11 protein-coding genes are annotated in these 16,107 nt (G+C 60.1%); 4 read left to right on the forward strand and 7 right to left on the reverse strand.

Annotation, left to right across the window (positions count from 1 at the left end):
• From N4Q37_RS25490 to yjiA, 3 genes are all read left to right on the forward strand, one after another.
• Positions 1 to 408 (forward strand): carbon starvation CstA family protein (locus N4Q37_RS25490; protein WP_313958333.1); only part of this gene is annotated, 408 nt, incomplete at its 5' end.
• A 16-nt stretch (positions 409 to 424) separates the two neighbouring features.
• Complete coding sequence (locus N4Q37_RS25495) at positions 425 to 622, forward strand: YbdD/YjiX family protein (RefSeq protein WP_260962866.1); 198 nt, start codon at positions 425 to 427, stop codon at positions 620 to 622.
• Positions 623 to 735: 113 nt separating this feature from the next.
• The gene (yjiA, locus tag N4Q37_RS25500; RefSeq protein WP_260962868.1) at positions 736 to 1,707 is read left to right on the forward strand and encodes a GTPase; all 972 of its coding nucleotides are present in this window, start codon (positions 736 to 738) and stop codon (positions 1,705 to 1,707) included.
• On the opposite strand, the gene N4Q37_RS25505 is transcribed toward yjiA, so the two are convergent.
• The 6 genes from N4Q37_RS25505 to N4Q37_RS25530 form a co-directional block, all read right to left on the reverse strand.
• Entirely contained in the window at positions 1,696 to 2,415 is a 720-nt protein-coding gene (locus N4Q37_RS25505) for a GntR family transcriptional regulator (protein ID WP_260962869.1), read from the reverse strand. The genes yjiA and N4Q37_RS25505 overlap by 12 nt on opposite strands.
• A gap of 22 nt (positions 2,416 to 2,437) precedes the next feature.
• Positions 2,438 to 3,142 carry a FadR/GntR family transcriptional regulator gene (locus N4Q37_RS25510; RefSeq protein WP_260962871.1) on the reverse strand — a complete coding sequence of 235 codons (705 nt, stop codon included), beginning with the start codon at positions 3,140 to 3,142 and terminating at the stop codon, positions 2,438 to 2,440.
• 59 nt (positions 3,143 to 3,201) lie between these two features.
• Positions 3,202 to 4,515, reverse strand: coding sequence for a C4-dicarboxylate transporter DctA (locus N4Q37_RS25515; protein WP_260962873.1), 1,314 nt, complete (start codon positions 4,513 to 4,515; stop codon positions 3,202 to 3,204).
• A 306-nt stretch (positions 4,516 to 4,821) separates the two neighbouring features.
• Entirely contained in the window at positions 4,822 to 5,352 is a 531-nt protein-coding gene (locus N4Q37_RS25520; protein ID WP_260962875.1) for a hypothetical protein, read from the reverse strand.
• Positions 5,353 to 5,557: 205 nt separating this feature from the next.
• The gene (gene glyA / locus N4Q37_RS25525; protein WP_260962877.1) at positions 5,558 to 6,811 is read right to left on the reverse strand and encodes a serine hydroxymethyltransferase; all 1,254 of its coding nucleotides are present in this window, start codon (positions 6,809 to 6,811) and stop codon (positions 5,558 to 5,560) included.
• 278 nt (positions 6,812 to 7,089) lie between these two features.
• Positions 7,090 to 10,938: a sensor domain-containing protein gene (locus tag N4Q37_RS25530; protein ID WP_390897962.1), complete on the reverse strand. Its 3,849-nt coding sequence runs from the start codon at positions 10,936 to 10,938 to the stop codon at positions 7,090 to 7,092.
• Positions 10,939 to 11,207: 269 nt separating this feature from the next.
• Between N4Q37_RS25530 and ettA the strand changes: the two genes are divergently transcribed.
• Positions 11,208 to 12,872 carry an energy-dependent translational throttle protein EttA gene (gene ettA, locus N4Q37_RS25535; protein ID WP_260962879.1) on the forward strand — a complete coding sequence of 555 codons (1,665 nt, stop codon included), beginning with the start codon at positions 11,208 to 11,210 and terminating at the stop codon, positions 12,870 to 12,872.
• A gap of 91 nt (positions 12,873 to 12,963) precedes the next feature.
• On the opposite strand, the gene lanM is transcribed toward ettA, so the two are convergent.
• A complete protein-coding gene (lanM, locus tag N4Q37_RS25540; RefSeq protein WP_260962881.1) occupies positions 12,964 to 16,035 on the reverse strand; it encodes a type 2 lanthipeptide synthetase LanM in 3,072 nt (1,023 codons plus the stop codon).
• Positions 16,036 to 16,107: the final 72 nt, after the last annotated feature.

The following is a 16,107-nucleotide window of genomic DNA, read 5'->3' on the forward strand; positions in this document are numbered from 1 at the left end:
CAGATGCTGGCCGGTATCGCCCTGATGCTCGGCACCGTGGTGCTGATCAAGATGAAGCGCCAGCGCTACGTCTGGGTTACGCTGCTGCCGGCGAGCTGGTTGCTGATCTGCACCACCACGGCGGGCCTGATCAAGCTGTTCGACGCCAACCCGGCGATCGGCTTCCTGGCGCTGGCGCGTAAATACAACGAAGCCCTGGCCGCCGGGCAAGTCCTGGCCCCGGCCAAGAGCATCGAGCAGATGCAGCACGTGGTGTTCAACGCCTACACCAACGCGACGCTGACGGCGCTGTTCCTGTTCGTGGTGCTGAGCATCCTGTTCTATGCGCTCAAGGTCGGGGTTGCTGCCTGGAGTGCCAGGGAACGCACGGACAAAGAAGCGCCATTCCAGGCCCTGCCGGACGCCTGAAGCGAGGATTGCAACGATGTTCAATGACCTGAGTCGCCTCGGTAAATACCTCGGTCAGGCCGCGCGCCTGATGGTCGGCATGCCCGACTACGACAACTACGTCGAGCACATGCAAACCAAACACCCGGACCAGCCGCCGATGGACTACGAGGCGTTCTTCCGCGAACGCCAGGAAGCCCGTTACGGCGGTAAGGGTGGGCCGAAGTGTTGTTGAGCCACCTGCCTTGAGATGATCTTCTATGGGAGCAAGCCTTGCTCCCACAGAAGCTTGCCCCTCAGTGATTCTTGTGCATTTTCCTTTAACTTTTTTGAAACAGGAGAATCCCGTTGTCCTCTCCCATTCCGGTCACGATCCTCAGCGGCTTCCTCGGCGCCGGCAAGACCACGTTGTTGCGTCACCTGCTCAAGGCCGAGCATGGCCTGAAGATCGCTGTGATCGAGAACGAATTCAGTGACGCCGGTATCGACACCCAATTGCTGGGCGCTGAGCCGGTGCAAGTCATGACCCTGGCCAATGGCTGCGTGTGCTGCAGCATCCACACCGACCTGACCAAGGCCTTGTACCTATTGCTCGAACGGCTGGACAGCGGTGAGATCGCCTTCGATCGACTGGTGATCGAATGCACCGGCCTGGCCGATCCGGCGCCGGTGGCCCAGACGTTTTTTATCGACGAGGAGCTGCGCGAGCGCTATATCCTCGACGGCATCCTGACCCTGGTGGACGCCGCCCACGCCGAACTTCACCTGACCCAGGCCATCGCCCAGGCCCAGGTCGGGTTCGCCGATCGCCTGCTCCTGAGCAAGACCGACCTGGTGGACGCCGCCCATGTCCAGGCCCTGAGCGAGCGCCTGACGCGTATCAACCGGCGCGCGCCGATCCGGGTGGTCGAGCACGGCAAGATCGACCTGGCCGAACTGCTCGATATCCGTGGCTTCAACCTCAATGCAGACCTCGGCGCTGGCTTCAGCCTGCGGCCGGTGAGCAAGGCCACCACCGCCGACCGCATCAGCAGCCTCGTGCTGCGCACCGACCAGCCGCTGGATATCGACAGGCTCAGCGAGTTCATGAACCAACTGCTGGAGGAGCATGGCAAGCAACTGCTGCGCTATAAAGGCGTGTTGAACATCGCTGGCGAACCCCGTCGACTGGTGTTCCAGGGGGTGCTCAAGCTGTACGGTTTCGATTGGGACACCGAATGGGCCCCGGAAGAACCCCGCGAAAGCGTGATCGTGTTCATTGCCGACGAGTTGCCCGAAGAAAAGATCCGCGCAGGTTTCGACGCTGTCCTACTGCGATGAATCGGAGCCTGCGGCCTTCAACAGCTTTTGCTCAAGATGGTCCAGGTGCTCGTTCATCAAGCGCGTCGCTTGCTCGACGTTGCCGGTTTCGACGGCATCGGCGATTTCCAGATGCTCTTGCCATGCGCAGTGCCGGCGCGACTTGATCTCGTGGCGCGCCAGGGCCAGCGAGGTCAAGGGCACCAGGCTGCCGAGGAACTGGGCCAGCGGCGCATTGCCGGCCATGGCGGCCAATTGCAGGTGAAACTCACCGGACAGGCGGATCGCCGGGCCGCGCTCGCCGCGATCCAGGCACTGGCGCTCGCGCTCCACCAGATCCCGCAAGCGCTGCACATCCGCAGGCAACGGCGCCCGGCAGGCCAGGCGCACCAGGGTCTGTTCGGCCAGGCGCCGGGCGTGCAGGATCTGCCGGGTCTGCTCCAGGTCGGGCGCGGCGACTTGTGGCCGATGGTTGGGCCGCAGGATGACCACTTGCTGATGGGACAGACGCGCCAGGACGCGACGAATGATGCTGCGACTGACGCCGAATACGTCCCCCAGGCTTTCCTCGGTAAAACGGCTGGCCGGGGCGATGCGCTGTTCAAGGATGGCGTCGAAGATCCGCGGGTAGATATCGTCCACCGATGGTTTGCCAACCCGGCCGGGCAGCGGCAGGGAGGCAAGTACGTGACGGTTGTGCAGGTCTTGCTGGGGCATGAGGTGGTTCATGGCGGTCTCCGCAGGCCGTGGTTCAAGCGCCGAGGTTGTCATCCGGAATATTCAGTTCGATGCCCATGCGCTGGCCTTCCCGAAGGATGTGGCGGCGCATTTCGGCGCTGGCCTGGGCGCTGTTCTTGCCGCGGATGGCGCGTACCACGGCTTCGTTCTCTTCCAGGCGTTCGGCCAGGTGCTGAGGTGAGTTGCGCAGCACATCGGCGCTTTGCTTGAGCGCGTTGCTGGTTTGCTGCACAACGCTCTGGAAGATCGGGTTGGACGTCAGGGCAAACAGCTCTTCGTGGAAAGCGATGTAGGCGTTGGCGCAGGCATCGGTGTCGTTGGCGTCCAGGGCTTCACGCATGTCCATGAGGGTCAGGCGCAACTGGCCGACCTCCTTGCTGCTGATGGACTGGGCCACCAGGCCGACAATGAAGGGTTCCAGGGTGTAGCGCAGTTGCAGCACATCTTCCAGGCTCGCGCCGGCCATGGCGCTGCCTTCGTGGGGGGCGTCGCTGAGGCTGGCTTCCAGCACCACGACACCCTTGCCGGGCATCGAGCGCACCAGCCCCAGGGTCTCCAGCACGATCACCGCTTCACGCAGGCTTGGCCGGCTGATGCCCAGTTGTTCGGCCAGTTCCCGCTGGCCGGGCAACATCTCGCCCGAGCGCCACTGGCCCCGGGCGAGGGCGGCGCGTAGTTTCTCCACCACGGAATTGACGACGGTTGATGAACTGATCACAGGTAACTCCTTGGCAATCAATCAGGCGATGCCGGCGCGCGGGCCGGCATCGCCGTCTTTCAGAATTGCTGATGGTGGGTGTTGCCCACCGGTTTTCTGGGTTGGAAGGTATAGCCTTGTTGGCCGGACAACACTTTGCGCGCCCGAGCGACGTCGATGTCTTTTTCCCAGCGGGCAATCGCCACGGTAGCGACGCAATTGCCGATCAGGTTGGTCAGGGCACGCCCGATGCCCATGAACCAGTCGACCGCCAATACGAGCACCAGGCCGACCACCGGAATCGCCGGGATGGCCGTCAACGTCGCCGCCAGGATCACCAGCGCCGAACCGGGAATCCCGTGGGCGCCCTTGGAGGTGATCAGCGACACCAGCAGGATGGTCAGCAGATCGCTCAGGGCCAGCGGCGTACCGGTGGCGTTGGCGATGAACACAATCGCCAGGGTCAGGTAGATCGAGAAACCGTCCAGGTTGAAGGAGTAACCGGTGGGAATGACCAGGCCCACGGTGGAACTGCCGATCCCCAGATGTTCAAGCTTGCGCATGACCTGAGGCAGAACCGCGTCGGACGAAGCGGTGCCGAGGACAATGAGCAGCTCCTCGCGCAAGTATTTGAGGAACGACAGCATCGGTAGGCCCGATGCACGCATGACGACGCCCAGGATCACGGCGACGAAGGCGACGCAGGTGAGGTAGAACAGGCCGACCAGGCTGCCCAGGTGTTGCAGCGAATCCAGGCCGTATTTGCTGGTGGTGAAGGCGATGGCACCGAAGACACCGATGGGCGCCAGACGCACGATCATGCCCATGATGCGAAAGATCACGTGGCTCAGTTCGTTGATCAACCGTGAGATGCTGCTGGCCGCGTCGCCCACCAGGTTCAAGGCGCTGCCGAACAGCACTGCAAACAGCAGCACCTGCAGGATGTTGTTTTCAGCGAAGGCGCCGATCACCGACGTTGGAATCAGGTTCATCAGGAATTGGGTGGTACTGACCATGTGCTGGCCGCGCTGGGCAATGTCGCCCATGTCGGCGCTGGACAGTTGCTCCAGATGGATATTCGCCCCACTGCCGATGCCGGTGGTAAAGGCAAACACCAGGCCGATGAGCAGGGCGATGGTGGTGAGGACTTCGAAGTAGATAACCGACTTGAGGCCGATGCGCCCGACCTTCTTGAGGTCGCCAGCGCCGGAGATGCCGCTGACCACCACGCAGAACACGATCAGGCCGATGAGCATCTTGATCAGCTTGATAAAGCCGTCGCCGAGGGGTTTGAGCTGGGTTGAGTATTCGGGAAGGGTAAGCCCGCAGACGATGCCGAGCACCAGTCCGAGGACAACTTGAAGGAAGATCGACCGCGAGCACCATTTGAGCATGGGAGAGATTCCTGGTTCGGTGTCCTTTTTCGCCGGCGCTGGGCAGATGGCGTCAGGACTTCATTATTGTGGTCTTACCGGTTTGTCCAGTGCAGGCGCAGTCTAGGCGCGGATTTTACAGTGAGGCAAGCAAAATTATGACGGTTTGGCTTTACCGGTCTTACCAGTTGCGACGAAAGCCTTGTGCTTGAGCCTTTCTCCGGGTCGAAAAAATTTATGATGATCCTGCCAGTCGGCATGGAGCCCTGTAATGTCAATCTGTGGCGAGGGGATAAATCCCCTCGCCACAACGGCTGTATCTCGTTATTAGAGAATGCTCAGAATGAACATCACTTTTGACGGTTCTTCTGTCTCGGCAAGATAGAAATAAGGCGAGCCGCGTAGCCTTAATCCTCCTACATGTTTTTTATGGGCAGTCATGAGCGTGATGGGGGTGTGGCTGGAGGTAATGTTTTTTCGCGTGATGATGTTTTGTTGATGATCGACAAGAGTGAAAAGCGTCGGGTTCCGAGTGTTGGGATCTCTTGCGCCAAGTACTTCGAACCAATGTTTCCCCAATTGTTTGTTGTAGTGTTCGCCCCTGTTTTTCAGGGTCAGGACATACCCGTCGGGGGTATGGCCGAAGTGCAGTCGCAATGGCTCGCTGCGCACGTCCTGCCCTTCAGGGCGCATGCCCAGGAGGTTCGAGTGGTCGTGGGTCTGGGGCTTGCCGGTAAAGAATCCACCGCTGAATGAACTGATGGTTGCCATTGCAGGTTTGCCATGCAGATTTTCCAGCAGGTTGATGTGGGTCTTGAACATGCCGAGAGTTGCATAAAAAGATTGTTCACTGTCCATGTGAATAAGACTCCTGTCTTTAATGACTGTGTTTGGATTGGAAGGGACAGGATCTTATTGATTTATTAAGAAAGTGTGGTTTTTTCTATATTGCAGGAAATTAAATGCTGGCTTGCCTTAGTTGTTTTTTTATGTGTTTGCAGGGCAATAAAAAAGGCCCGCATCTTTCGATGCGGGCCTTTCAAGAGGCACTCTGACGAGCGGATTAAGCGCCGTACACCGGCAGCTTCTTGCAGATTGCCTTGACCTTCTCACGCACGGCGTCGATCACCGCTTCGTTGTTCAGGTCAGCCAGGATGTCGCAGATCCAGCCAGCCAGCTCCTTGCACTCGGCTTCCTTGAAGCCACGAGTGGTCACGGCCGGGGTGCCGAAGCGCAGGCCCGAAGTGACGAACGGCGAGCGTGGGTCGTTTGGCACCGAGTTCTTGTTCACGGTGATGAATGCCTTGCCCAGCGCGGCGTCGGCGTCTTTGCCGGAGATGTCCTGCTTGATCAGCGACAGCAGGAACAGGTGGTTCTCGGTACCGCCGGAGACTACGTCGAAGCCGCGGTCGATGAACACGCCGGCCATGGCCTTGGCATTCTTCACCACTTGTTGCTGGTAAGCCTTGAACTCAGGCTGCAAGGCTTCCTTGAAGCAGATCGCCTTGGCGGCAATCACGTGCTCCAGTGGGCCACCCTGGGCACCCGGGAAAACAGCGGCGTTCAGTTTCTTCTCGATGTCGGCGTTGGCGCGAGCCAGGATCAGGCCGCCACGTGGACCGCGCAGGGTCTTGTGGGTGGTGGTGGTGACGACGTCGGCGAATGGCACCGGGTTCGGGTAGACGCCAGCGGCAACCAGGCCGGCCACGTGGGCCATGTCCACGAACAGGTAGGCGCCGACCTTGTCGGCGATGGCACGGAAACGTGCGAAGTCCAGCACTTGCGAGTAGGCGGAGAACCCGGCCACGATCATTTTCGGCTTGTGCTCGACCGCCAGGCGCTCGACTTCGTCGTAGTCGATCAGGCCGTTGCCGTCGATGCCGTACTGGATGGCGTTGTACAGCTTGCCCGAGGACGAAACGCTGGCGCCGTGGGTCAGGTGACCGCCGTGGGCCAGGCTCATGCCCAGGATGGTGTCACCGGCCGACAGCAGCGCCAGGTAAACGGCGGCGTTGGCCTGGGAACCGGCGTGGGGCTGGACGTTGGCGTAATCGGCGCCGAACAGCTCCTTGGCGCGATCGATGGCCAGTTGCTCGACCACGTCGACATACTCGCAGCCACCGTAGTAGCGCTTGCCCGGGTAGCCTTCGGCGTACTTGTTGGTCAATACCGAGCCTTGAGCTTCCATCACCGCGGGGCTGGTGTAGTTTTCCGAAGCGATCAGCTCAATGTGTTCTTCCTGGCGCTGGGCTTCTTGCTCCATGGCGGCAAAGAGATCGGCGTCGTACTTGGCAATGGTCAAATCACGGCTGAACATGGCGGTCCTCAAGGATCGGGGGGCAGAAAAGGGAGGCATTCTACCCCAACCGGTTTTGGAAGGCATATGAAAGGACGTCATGTCGCGGACGAATGGGGTTCATCCATGAGGGATGTTGCCTGTGCGGGCCTCATCGCGGGCAAGCCTTGCTCCCACAGAAGCGGACTGTCTCCAAGGGTTGGATTTGTGTCCAACTTCTTGGGGACAGTCCAGAAGTCTGAGTTCCCCTGTGGGAGCAAGGCTTGCCCGCGAGGGGCCGGCCCAGAGGGTGCAAGGCCTCAGTCAAGCATGAACAGCGCATCATTGCTGAACTGCGCTTCGAACCGGTTGGCCGGCATCGGGCGGCCGAACAGGTAGCCCTGGACTTCGTCGCAGCCGTGTTCGCGCAGGAAGTCCAGTTGCTCATGAGTCTCGACACCCTCGGCGATCACCGCCAGGTTGAGGCTGTGGGCCATGGCGATGATCGCGCGGGCGATCTGCGCGTCCTGCTCGCCGGACGGCAGGCCGTCGACGAAGGTGCGGTCGATCTTCAGCACGTCGATGGGGAATTGCTTGAGGTAGTTGAGCGACGAATAGCCGGTGCCGAAGTCATCCACCGCGATGCTCAGGCCGAGGTTCTTCAGGCCGGCGAGGATCTGCATCGCCTCGCTGACTTCGCGCATCAGGATGCTTTCGGTCAGTTCCAGTTCCAGGCAGGCCGGTGGCAGGCCGGTGCTGCGCAGAATGTTGGCGATGCGTGTCCCGAGCTGACCGTCGGAGAACTGCCGGGCCGAAATGTTGACCGAGACTTTCGGCACCCTGACCTTGGCCTGGTGCCAGGCCCTCAGTTGCCGGCAGGCCTCGTCGATGACCCAGTCACCGACATCCACCACCAAGCCGAGTTCTTCGAGCACCGGGATGAAGTCCCCTGGCGGCACCAATCCGCGTCGCGGATGACGCCAGCGCAGCAGGGCCTCTGCGCCAGTCAAACGTTTGCCATCGCCGCTGAATTGCGGCTGGTAATACAAGATGAATTCGTTCTGCTCCAAGGCGTGGCGCAGGTCGCTCTCCAGTTCCAGTCGCTCCAGGGCGCTGGCGTTCATATCCGCCTGGTAGAACTGGAAGTTGTTCTTGCCGCGTTCCTTGGCGTGGTACATGGCCGTGTCGGCGTTCTTCATCAACTGGCTCAGTTCGTTGCCGTCCTGGGGGCTCAGGGCGATGCCGATACTGGCGGTGACGAAGAACTCCCGCCCTTCGAGCACGAATGGCCGCACCAGGCTGGCGAGGATCTGCTCGGCCACGGCAATGGCCCGGTTCAGCGCCATGTCGCGGCTGGCGCGCGGTTGCAGGAGCAAGGTGAACTCGTCGCCGCCCATGCGCGCCACGGTGTCGTCGTCGGCGACGCAGCCCAGCAGTCGGGCGGCCATTTCCTTGAGCATCCGGTCGCCCGCGGCATGGCCCAGGGAGTCGTTGATCGGCTTGAAGCGGTCCAGGTCGAGGAACATCAGCACCACCCAGGTCTTCTGCCGATCGGCCGATTGCAACGCGGTGTGCAGGCGATCCTGGAACAGCGTGCGGTTGGGCAGGTGGGTCAGGGCGTCGTAGTAGGCCAGGCGATGAATGCGTTGCTCGCTGGCCTTGCGTTCGCTGATGTCGCTGAAAAAACATACATAGCTGGCCAGGTCACCTTCGTCGTCGAGCACCGCCGTGATGCCGACCCACGCCGGGTAATGCTCGCCATTGCGGCGCTTGAGCCAGACTTCGCCTTCCCAGGTGCTGTGCTGTTGCAATTGCTTGAGCACATAGCGCAGGTGGGCTTCCTGCTGGTCGTCCACGGTCAGCATGTTGGGCAACTGGTCCAGCACTTGCGAGACGGCGTAACCACTGACGCGGCTGAAGGCCTCGTTGGCCTGCACGATGTAGCCGGCCGGGTCGGTGATCAGGATCGCCGAAGTCGAGTGTTCGAATACCGTGGCGGCCATGCGCAGGTCTTTCTCGGCGCGTCGCTGCTGGCTGATGTCGCGGCCCACACCCAATACGCCCTCGAAAGCACCCCATTCGTCCCACACCAGCACCAGCCGCAATTCAATAGGGATCTTGCGTCCATCGGCACGCAGGCAGTCGAACAGGAACAGCTGGGTCTGCATCTGGCTGCGCAGCTCGGCCAGTTGTTCGGGCATGTCGAGGGCCCTGCTGACCCGGTCGAACAGGTTGTAGATACCGCTCAGTTGTTGTGGGTTGGCGATGATCGATTGCCAGCCGTTCTGGAAGATCCAGTCAGCGTTGTAGCCCAGCACGGCTTGCACCGATGGGCTGACGTAATTGAAGGCAAGCTTGTTGTCGGTGGAGAAAATCACATCACTGATGCTTTCGGCGAGCATCCGGTAGCGTTGCTCGCTGTCGCGCAGCGACTCGCTGGCCTCGATTTGTTCGGTGACGTCCTTGGCCACGCCAATGATTCGCGTCACTTGATCGTAGCGGTCGCGGGCCAGCGCCTGCTCACGGATATCGAAGCGTCGCCACTTGCCATTGCGATGGCGAAAGCGCAGTTGGCATTGCAGCAGTTGTGTATACCCGCCGCGTCGTTGTTCCTGGCGCAGGTGGTGGTAATGGTCGGCGTCTTCGCTGTGCAATAGGATTTCCCAGAAGTATTCGCCCATCTGGTGCAGTTCGGTGCGGTCGTAGCCCAGGGTCTGGCCCAGGTGATGGTTGCTGAAGATCATCCGCTGGCTGATGACGTCCTGCACGTAGAGATGGTCCGGCACGGTGCGCACGACATCGGACCAGAACCCCTCGCGTTCGAGCAACGACAGCTCGATCAACTTGCGACTGGTGATGTCGCTGATGCTCAGGATGACCGCGTTGTAGTCCTGTTGTTTTTCCGGCAGGCGCAATACCAGCCACAGGTGTTGATCGCGGCCATGGGTGTCCTGGAGCTTGATTTCCAGTTCCAGCTGTTTGTGCTGGTCGAGCAGTGCCTCGAGCAGCTTCGAGCCCACCGGGTGGTTGTCCTGCGCACCCTTGCCGACCAGCAGTTCCCAGGCCTGTTCGCGGGACTCGACGTTGAGCAGTTTCAACGCCATCTGGTTGACTTCGGTGACGTGGATTTCCTGGCGCAGTTGCTCGAGCTGATGCGGAGTCTGCATCCAGGTGCGCAATTGATCGCCATTGTGCAGGCCGGCCCGTCCGAAAAAGCCCTTGAGCCCCGACAGATCGAGCACGCACAAGGCCACGCCAGTGCCTTCGAAAATATCCTGGTAGCGACGACGGCCTTCATGCAGTTGGCGCTGGCGCCGGCGCATGCTCAACAGCGCGATCACCGGCAGCAAGGAAAGCGCCAGGCCCAGCAAGCATTTGCCGATGAAGGCCGGTAGCAACTGCTCGATCACCTGGCTGCTATCGAACAGCCCGCGCAATTGCCAATCGCTGCTGCTCAAGGGCACGGTCAGTACGGTGTTGTCCAGGTCTTGCTGGGATACGCGGGCAGGGCGGGTGGGGGGAGGGGCTTCGTCGCGGCTGATGATCTGTTGGTTGAGATGATTTTCCACCAGCCACAACGGGCGCAGGCCCGCGTCGGCCTGTTTGGTCAGCGTGGCGAAAAAGTTCGGGGTCAGGCGCAGGGCCCAGTAGCCACGGTTGCTGCCGCTGGCCTGGTGCAGGAGCAAGTGCACCACCGAGCCGTCGTCGGCGTTGCTGAAATAGTGCGCCTGGGCATGGCTGCGTCGCACCAGTTCGCCCAGGTAGTTGGCATCCTGGCTGGCGGTGTCGCTGTCGCTCAGGACCTGGCCGGAAGGGCTCAGCAGCGCCAGGCTGCGAAGCTCGGGCAGCGATTGCTGAAGTTTGTGCACCAGGGCCTGCTGTTCGTCGGCTGTTTGCGGTTGTTCGACGATCGGTAGCAGATTGAGGGCGACCTGGGCGTTCAGGGCCATGTTCAGGCTGATTTGTTCGGCCAGGTCGGCGCTGTAGTCGATGGTGTACTGGCGTTGCTGCTGTTGGGTTTCGCGCAGTTGGTCGAGCAATTGCCAGAAGAGCAGCCCGAGCAACAACAGCACCAGCATCGCCAGTGCGCCCTTCAATGACCCGCGCAGGGGCGAGCCAGCCACCGCAGTCGGTGCACGAGGGGACAAGGGCGGCATGACGTTGGACAAGCTGTGATCCTGCGGTTTGCTGGATTGGCGCGACGTGCACTATAAGCTGACGCCCGAAGGGCGGCTAGCATGCCTTGACTTGTGGCGAAGTGCCAGCCCTCGGCGGCTGGACCTTGACGGACGGTTGAGGTAGCTTTGCCGGTCAAACTGAGCGCGCAAGCTCCGGATCCCCAGGCTTTTCCTGCCCGCAGGCGTTGATGACCATCGAGCGCCGGCGCTGCGCATGGCCTGGCTCGTTTTTTTCACCTGTCACTGACGCTAGGTTCACCATGGCTCAATACGTCTTCACCATGCATCGGCTGAGCAAAGTTGTTCCGCCGAAGCGGGAAATCCTGAAAAACATTTCATTGTCGTTCTTCCCCGGCGCCAAGATCGGCGTGCTGGGCCTCAACGGTTCGGGTAAATCCACGTTGCTGAAAATCATGGCCGGCGTCGACAACGAATTCGACGGCGAAGCCCGTCCGATGCCCGACCTGAACATCGGCTACCTGCCCCAGGAACCCCAGCTGGATCCGACCAAGACCGTGCGCGAAGTGGTCGAGGAAGCGGTCAGTGTGATCAAGGATGCCCAGGCCCGCCTGGACGAAGTCTATGCCGCCTACGCCGATCCGGACGCCGACTTCGACAAGCTGGCCGCCGAGCAGGCCAAGCTCGAAGCCATCCTGCAAGCCAGCGACGGCCACAACCTGGAGCGCCAACTGGAAGTCGCCGCCGATGCGCTGCGCCTGCCGGCCTGGGAAGCGAAGGTCGAACACCTGTCCGGCGGTGAAAAACGCCGGGTGGCCCTGTGCCGTCTGCTGCTGTCCGCCCCGGACATGCTGCTGCTCGACGAACCGACCAACCACCTGGACGCCGATTCGGTCGCCTGGCTCGAACACTTCCTGCACGACTTCCCGGGCACCGTGGTGGCGATCACCCACGACCGGTACTTCCTCGACAACGTGGCCGGCTGGATCCTGGAACTGGACCGCGGCGCCGGCATTCCGTACGAGGGCAACTATTCGGGCTGGCTGGAAGCCAAGTCCGAGCGCCTGGCCCAGGAATCCAAGCAGCAGTCGGCCCATGAAAAAGCCATGAAGGAAGAACTGGAGTGGGTGCGCAAAGGCGCCAAGGCCCGCCAGTCCAAATCCAAGGCCCGCTTGCAGCGCTTCGAGGAAATGCAATCCCAGGAATTCCAGAAGCGCAGCGAAACCAATGAGATCTACATCCCGGCCGGTCCGCGCCTGGGCGACAAGGTCATCGAATTCAAGAACGTCACCAAGGGCTATGGCGACCGCGTGCTGATCGACAACCTGTCGTTCTCCATGCCCAAGGGCGCCATCGTCGGCGTGATTGGTGGTAACGGCGCCGGTAAATCCACGCTGTTCCGCATGCTGATGGGCAAGGAAACCCCGGATTCGGGCAGCATCGAAGTCGGTGAAACCGTGCAACTGGCCTGCGTCGACCAGAGCCGCGAGGACCTGGACGGCAGCAAGACCGTGTTCCAGCAGATCTCCGACGGTTCCGACCAGATCCGCATCGGCAACTATGAAATCCCGTCGCGTACCTACGTGGGGCGTTTCAACTTCAAGGGTGGTGACCAGCAGAAATTCGTCAAGGACCTGTCCGGTGGTGAGCGCGGTCGCTTGCACCTGGCCCTGACCCTGAAAGAGGGCGGCAACGTCCTGCTGCTCGACGAACCGTCCAACGACCTCGACGTCGAAACCCTGCGTTCCCTGGAAGAAGCCCTGCTGGACTTCCCGGGCGCCGCCATTGTGATCTCCCACGATCGGTGGTTCCTCGACCGCGTGGCGACCCACATCCTGGCGTACGAAGACGATTCGCAAGCGGTGTTCTTCGAAGGCAACTACACCGAGTACGAAGCCGATCGCAAGAAACGCCTCGGCGAAGCCGCTGCCCAGCCGCACCGCGTACGGCACAAGAAACTGGCCTGATCCGGTTGGTTGCATGAAAAAACGGAGCCTGCCAAGGCTCCGTCTTTTTTATGGGTCCAAATCCCCTGAGGGCGCTAGCCTGCGCGTTCCCTCAGTTATTGAGCTGCGTCGGCGCCGCGAATTCGAGCGAGAGGATGTTGGCAAGCGTCGGGTCCATCTCGTACAGCAGCGCATAACCCACGCCCGTTATTCCCGTCAGCAGACTGACATCGGGAACCCGGTCGCTATCCAGGGACGGTCCCTCGAAAAACTGCCGGGTGGCTTCATCGAGTGCTTGCCTGACTCTGTCGAGGCCTTCGCGGTTGCCTGAATCCCGATACCCGTCATACAGGCAGAGCAGATTGCCGAAATCGCCATGGCACAGGTTATAGCCATCACCAAACCCGTGCTGCCAGAGATTGTTCTCGCATTGCCGTATGTCCTTGAGCACTGTCTGCCGGGTCGCTTCGTCCAGGGCAGTTCCCATGGATTTCATCAACTGTCGCCGGGCGATGAGGATGCCGGCGTCTCCGTGGCACCATTTGGACATATGCTCCGCAGGCCCCAGGTTTCTCAGGTCCAGCCAGAACCCCTCCCGACTCAGGCGGTTCTCGCCCTCGAGCATCTGGAGGGCCAAGGGGATCAGCGCCACATCGCCCGTCGCGTCATAGGCTTTGCACAATGCATGGATGACGCCGGAGAGACCGTGGGACAGGCCCGTCAAAATGACAGAGCGGTCGTCGCGCCGTAGAAGCTGGCCTTCTTCGATCAGTACTTGGTCCTTCAGGTAGTCGACCATGCGACGAATGGCCGGCAGCACGGCCGCTTGCCCCGACAATCCATGGATGTTGGCCAGCAGCGTTACCGCACCGCAACAGCCGCCCAGGAAGTCGAAATCGTAGTCTTCAGGCGGGATCTCGATCAGTTGGGTCAGCAGGCTGGCGATTTTCTCATCGTGCTTCGGATTGCCCGTTATCTGGCGACGATTGATGAGCAGATAGAGATAGGAGCCCAGCCCGTGATAAGCACTGACGGTCAGGTCGGTTCGGAAGTAGCCAAAGTGCTGCTCCATCGAGTCCAGGACCCGATCTGTGCGCGACAGCCAGTGTGGCATGCCGCTCACCTTGAACAGGCTCAGGTAAAACAGGCCAATCCCGGCGAGACCGGAATACAACCCGTGATCCATGGGGCGAGGGTATTTCCTACGGGTGGTAGGGTGCGTATGGAAAGACAACCAGCGTCTGTCTTTTGCCGCGCCAATGACCGCCAGTTCCTCAAGGCGCGAGGCAATGCTCAGGATTGCGTCGAGGCGGTTTGTCCGAAGTGGAATTTCCTGCTTCGGCGGGCCTCCATTCGACTTGGGAAACAAACAGAGTTCGAGCAATGTGAGTTGTAGAGCCCTGTCTGCCTGGGACAGGTTGGCGATTTTCCGCAGGCAGCCTTTTATGGGGGGCTCTACGTGGGGCATTTCGATGGGTTCATCTTGTGCGCTCGTCAGGCAGTTGGACCTGAGGGGCAAGCTGAAGCAGGGAATGCTGGATCTCTGCAGGTCGGCTATTTCGTAACGGGGAATGGCCGCCGCCAGATGCGAGCCCTTGGCATCTTTCCACAGGGTGGCGAGCAGAAGTTCTCGATCCGGCATGTTTTGCATAAACCGTGGATGACGGCTCAGCCCGATAAAGTCAACGTACCGCTGGGAGTTCTTGAACAATAGACGTGTTGAAAGTAGGTCTGCGGCTTGTTCAAGCATCTGCGCAATCACGTGCTGATGTTTAATCAATTCGCCATAGGCATATTCAAAACCATGGAGAAGTTCTGTTTTATACGCTTCCAGTCCCTGGCGTTCGCCCTGTAGCAGCGGCAAATGTTTTTGCATCAGGTGGTGTTCGAAGTTGGTTTTGCGCAAATGGTAAAAACCATTCTCGAAAATCAATGCGTGGCGGGTGGAAATGAACAGTGCTTGTCGGGTCAGTCCGCTCTGGTCGTTATGGGCATCTTGTGAATAAGGCAAAAAGCCGCTGGAACATACCGACTGCTGAATGATTTTAAAGGTATTGAATAATGCGCAGTCGCCAGGCAGTTCGAGCAGCGGATCATTGGTGGCGGTGGTAAACAGGCACTCGAGATCGATCATCACGGGGTCGCTGGCGCAGGCGATAATATTCTCGTAGTGGAAGTCGATGCCATTCAAGGCATGAATGACCGCCATTTGTGCGCCCATCTTCTGATAGAACAGTTGGACATCCGCTTCGCTGTCGCAAGGCCGGTTGTCGATCTGTTCTACCCAACTGTGTCGCCCGCGACTGAGGATTATTGGCGCGTAGACAGAAAAACAACCCGCTCCCGTTTGTGCTTGCAAATACTGGAGAAGCTGATTGAAAAAAATCGCCTCCCGACTTGCCCTCGGTTTGTAGATCAATGAGGTCGTGCCGATCTGCACGTGGCAGACCGTTTCGCCACGACCATGGGGGTCTCCCAGGCCGAGCTCGATGGCGTCGATGGTCCGGGACGAGATCGAAAACGCCGTCTTCAGCGCTTCAATATCGTCGGCGAAGTCGAGAATGACCGCATAAAGATAGTCGAGGGTGTCTTCCAGCAACTCCAGCAACAGTGTCGCCAACACCGGATAGGATTCGAAAAATGTGAGCAATGGCAACGTGCGCAGGTGTTCGTTGAAACGGCTCAAATCGATGTCGTCGCCCGCGGCAATTCGCGTGTTCAGGTGATGGACCAGGCTTTGTTCCGACGTGCGTCCGACCCGGGCCAAGAGGTAGCGCTCGAGGCTTGCCAGCAGGGTGGTTTCATCAATGTGCTGCGAGGCTTTGCAATAGCGCCTGTCCGCTTTGAATGTGTCGATGAAAAAAAGAAAAAAACGGTAGCCAAACCAATAGAAATTGCCGTTGCCGCCCCCAGCCTTTCCCGTGTCGACGTCAATGCGGTCAAGGCGGGTGAGTTTTTCCTGCAAGGCCATCAGGGCCGTTTCGCCGTCGATGGGCAGGCGATGGTTGCCGATGGGTTCCTTGGCGTACGCCGCCAGTTGCTGGCTGTCCAACCCGAAGTGATTGAGCAAGGCCTGGTCATCGGCATGCAGGCGGCTCAGATTGTTTTCGAAAAGGGCGATGTCGCCGTCGGAAGAGAATCGGTACTGACCTCGCTGATTCAACTTCAAAGCATTAACAAGCATGCCGTGGCTCCTGACATGAATAGAGCAGGCATTGCCTGCTCTATGTTGTTACATGGTGGCCGGTCCTGACGA

This window comes from Pseudomonas citri (assembly GCF_025336485.1).
GTDB classification, from domain to species: domain Bacteria; phylum Pseudomonadota; class Gammaproteobacteria; order Pseudomonadales; family Pseudomonadaceae; genus Aquipseudomonas; species Aquipseudomonas citri.